Source organism: Psychrobacter piechaudii (assembly GCF_900162825.1).
Classification (GTDB): domain Bacteria; phylum Pseudomonadota; class Gammaproteobacteria; order Pseudomonadales; family Moraxellaceae; genus Psychrobacter; species Psychrobacter piechaudii.
This window is the reverse complement of record NZ_FUGE01000209.1, coordinates 1-3,778: the sequence shown is the minus strand read 5'-3', so window position 1 is coordinate 3,778 and position 3,778 is coordinate 1. Positions and strand designations below refer to the sequence as shown.

4 protein-coding genes are annotated in these 3,778 nt (G+C 42.2%); 1 reads left to right on the top strand and 3 read right to left on the bottom strand.

Going from position 1 to position 3,778, the window contains the following annotated elements; genetic code table 11:
* A partial coding sequence (locus tag A1019T_RS11235) for a zinc ribbon domain-containing protein (RefSeq protein WP_143514120.1) occupies nucleotides 1–112 on the top strand: 112 nt, incomplete at its 5' end.
* Between the two features lie 153 nt (nucleotides 113–265).
* Here A1019T_RS11235 and A1019T_RS11225 read toward each other — a convergent pair.
* The 3 genes from A1019T_RS11225 to A1019T_RS11215 form a co-directional block, all read right to left on the bottom strand.
* On the bottom strand, nucleotides 266–1,132 hold the full coding sequence (locus A1019T_RS11225) for a mechanosensitive ion channel family protein (RefSeq protein ID WP_077451708.1): 867 nt from the start codon (nucleotides 1,130–1,132) through the stop codon (nucleotides 266–268).
* Nucleotides 1,133–1,378: 246 nt separating this feature from the next.
* Nucleotides 1,379–2,890: an aminoacyl-histidine dipeptidase gene (locus A1019T_RS11220; protein ID WP_077451707.1), complete on the bottom strand. Its 1,512-nt coding sequence runs from the start codon at nucleotides 2,888–2,890 to the stop codon at nucleotides 1,379–1,381.
* Between the two features lie 112 nt (nucleotides 2,891–3,002).
* On the bottom strand, nucleotides 3,003–3,230 hold the full coding sequence (locus tag A1019T_RS11215) for a hypothetical protein (protein ID WP_077451706.1): 228 nt from the start codon (nucleotides 3,228–3,230) through the stop codon (nucleotides 3,003–3,005).
* Nucleotides 3,231–3,778: the final 548 nt, after the last annotated feature.

The window sequence follows — 3,778 nt, the reverse complement described above, 5'->3', positions numbered from 1 at the left end:
AGGATGGACTTGTGCTGAGTGTGGCACATGGCATGATAGAGATACCAATGCTGCTAAGAACATCCTTGCGGTCGGGCTTGACCGTCTAGCTGTAGGAATCCCCTCGGCTTAGCGAGGGGAGGAAGTCAATAGCCCATATCCTTGTAAGACATTAAGCCATATCAAATGTAGTTAATACAAAAGTAGTGAATATAAAAAAGGCGTACTAAACCGGTTTAGTGCGCCTTTTTTAACAGTTATGGATTAGTTATGAATGCGGATTGACTTAGCTGTCAGTCGCAACCTGTTTGGTTTCTGTGCTAACCAATTCATTTAAGCCGCTAACATGTATTTTGCGCTGCGGGAATGGAATATCGATGTTGTTGTCATCAAGCGCAATTTTGAATTCTTCTAATAGCTGACACTGCATGGCCCACCAATCATCATTTGAGGTCCACACGTTTAGGGTCAAATCAACTGAGTTGTCCCCCAAGTTAGTTACACGCACTACTGGCTCTGGGTCAGTAAAGGCCAGTGGGTTGGCTTTCGCAGTGGCTAATAACACCTCTTTTGTTACTTTAATGTTTGCGTCATAACCCACACCAACGGTGATATCGACACGGCGGTTTGGCAGTGAAGTGTAGTTGATAACCGCAGAGGTGCTGATGTCGCTGTTTGGAATAATCACGTCATGGTTATTGGTGGTGGTGATATGGGTATTAATCAGGGTAATGTCAGTTACAGTACCGGTATAGCTGCTGATTTGCACATAGTCGCCGCGCACAAAAGGGCGGAAGATAACAATTAAAACACCTGCTGCAAAGTTAGACAGCTGATCTTTTAAGGCTAAGCCAACAGCCAATGCTGCACCACCTAAAATAGCAACCACAGAGGTGGTTTGAACGCCAACTTTACTTAAAGCGGCTAAGATAACGATGATCAACAACACGCCATTTAATAAGCGGCTCAAAAAGCTGGCAACCGTGTCATCCAAATGGCTGCGCTGCATGACCTTATCAGCAAGCTTAACGAGTTTAGACGCAAGCCATTTACCCACAATAAATATGATAGTGGCAAGAACCACTTTTGATACTACTGTAATGGTGCCCTCGGTGAGTGTTGCTAGGTCAATCGTAAAACCAAAAAACTCCATAAACCTCTCTCTTCCTCATCGCTATTGAATGTTTTAAATGTAAATAAGCGCTATTAAAAATGAATGATAAAAAAATTTTGTAATAAAAAAGGCTAATAGATACTTAGCCCTTTTTGTAATATGGTACAAAGAAAATATTGTGCAAAGAAAATATGATTGCCTATCATATCATGAGAAAAAGAGGCACTAAACCGTCTTGCTGTATTAATTTATTACTCATTGATAGGACGACAATTAAAGCTGCTTTCATTTCAAAGCGGCTAACACCTTAACCAGCCACTGCCAGAATTGAGCCACGCTTTCGATGTTAACGCGCTCATCAGGAGAATGTGGCATCTCAATAGTAGGACCAAATGAGACCATCTGCCAGTGCGGATAATGCTGTCCCAATAAGCCACACTCAAGACCTGCGTGAATGACGGTCACATTAGGTTTGCGCCCCAATAGCTGCTGACCTTCACTAATCACACAGTCAGTTAGGGTAAAGTGAGGAGCAGGTTTCCAGCCTGGATACTCACCTGCTAACTCAACGCTTGCTCCAAAAGACTCAAACAGACGCTTCATGCGATCGGCTAAATCATCACGGGCATTATCATCTAACGAGCGCAGTAAGCTTTGGAGCTGTAATTGCTGCTCTTGGGTATCAATTTTGGCCAAATTCACTGAAGTTTCTACCACGCCATGAGTGTCCATGCTCATTCTATCTACCCCGTTAGGGCATAAGCGAATTGCAGTTAGTAAGGTATTTTGTTTGGTCTTGCTCCAGACTTGGGCAGGCAAGTCAGCAGACTCAAGACTAACGCTCATATCACGGTCTTCCAAGGGCAAGCCGCGGCGAATGATTTCAATTTCAGCCGCTAAAAGCTGGTTTAACTCAGCTTCAGAGTCATCGCTTGCAAATAGCGCATTGGCTTCACGAGGAATGGCATTGCGTAAGTTGCCTGCTTGAATGGAAGACACTTCGATGTGCCTTGAGATGCTGTCTAATAGACGAGAAATAATTAAGGCAGCATTACCACGTTGTTTGATAATATCAATACCGGAGTGCCCACCTTTTAATCCTTTCACTGACAACTGATAGCCTTGGCTTGCAGTAGGCGCTTGCCAGTCAATAGGTAGAGTGAAAGTAGCATCTACGCCGCCAGCACAGCCAATACAAATATCGCCCAGCTCTTCGGTATCTAAGTTTAATAAAAGTTGACCTTGAATCCAATTGGGCTGTAAACCTTTAGCCCCATCCATACCGGTCTCTTCAGTTGCGGTAAATAAAGCTTCTAGTGGACCGTGAGCAATATCATTGGAGGCCAATACGGCAAGTGCTGAGGCTGCACCAATACCGTTATCCGCCCCAAGCGTAGTGCCTTTGGCAGTTACCCATTCATTATTTAGCTCTGGATCGATATAAGCTTCAATAGGATCGGTGCTAAAGTTGTGAGTGCTGTCTTCGTTTTTTTGGGCAACCATGTCTAAGTGGTTTTGTAGGATAACGCCCGGTGTATTTTCCATACCTGGAGTGGCAGGCTTGCGTACTAAGACGTTGCCGGCTGCATCGCGCTCAGCCCACAGGCCTAATCTGGCCGCTTCTTCTAATACAAATTGCTGCACCGCCTCTTCTTCATAAGAGGGGCGCGGAATTTGGGTTAATGCATAAAAGTATTGCCAGACTAAAGAGGGGGATAGGCTGCTAATCTCATTGTTTAAGTCAGTATTTGACTGGTTAGAATCTGAATAATTAGAGCTTGAAAGTGGGGTTGACATGGGCGGTATCCAAAAATGATTCAATAAATAAAATTAAGCCGCTATTTTAGGTGACCTAGCGCTATTTATGCAATTTTGGATACATATGGAAACATGGTTGAAGTTGTTGTTTTTAGTGAAAGCTCAGCAGCATTTCAATGTCGCGCACCGTTATGTTTCTAAATAACGCCTGCTCATCTACAGGCATACGATTCATATGCTCTTTAATCATCGGATATAGAGCGTGGGCGATATCTGTGGTGGATGAGTAGTATAAATTCGGGTCAGTTTTGGTTAATTCTTGTAGATAAGTTTCTACCAAGCGTCTTTTTTTATCATGATCTAATTCTGGGTTTTGCATGTAGTTTTCCTACTTAGAGTTTAGCGGTGTAGTGCACTAGTATGGATTACTCTTGAGTTTAATCAAGTGAAAATGGTAGTTCTATATTTAGCTTTGGGGTTAAGTTGGGTAGGCTGGGAAAATAGCAATGCCATTGCATAGACTGTTACCCAAGAAAGCTACTATATAAAGCTTCGTTCTCGGTTATCAAAAGGCAACAACCCTCTATTTTTATAAGGCTTTAGGCAGTTAAAATTAGAAGGATGCTCTAGAAAAAGAGATTCTAGAATCATAGGAATTTCTTTTTTTGAGCATAGGTTGGTTATTAAACTAGTCTTTAAAATCAATATGAATTCAATATACAGGGTAGAAATAAAAGACTGTTTTCATATTTAAGTAAATGTTTCTTTTCTGTCTCTATTTGTTGTCTTTTTTCAATAGTAAATGTATATACATAAGCAATAGACCTACAGGGCAATCGCACTATAAAACCCTACCGAATAGAACCTGCTCACGATAATCAAGATTTTGAGAAGCCCTAATACGGCGTCGTTTCACTGACAGTTTAG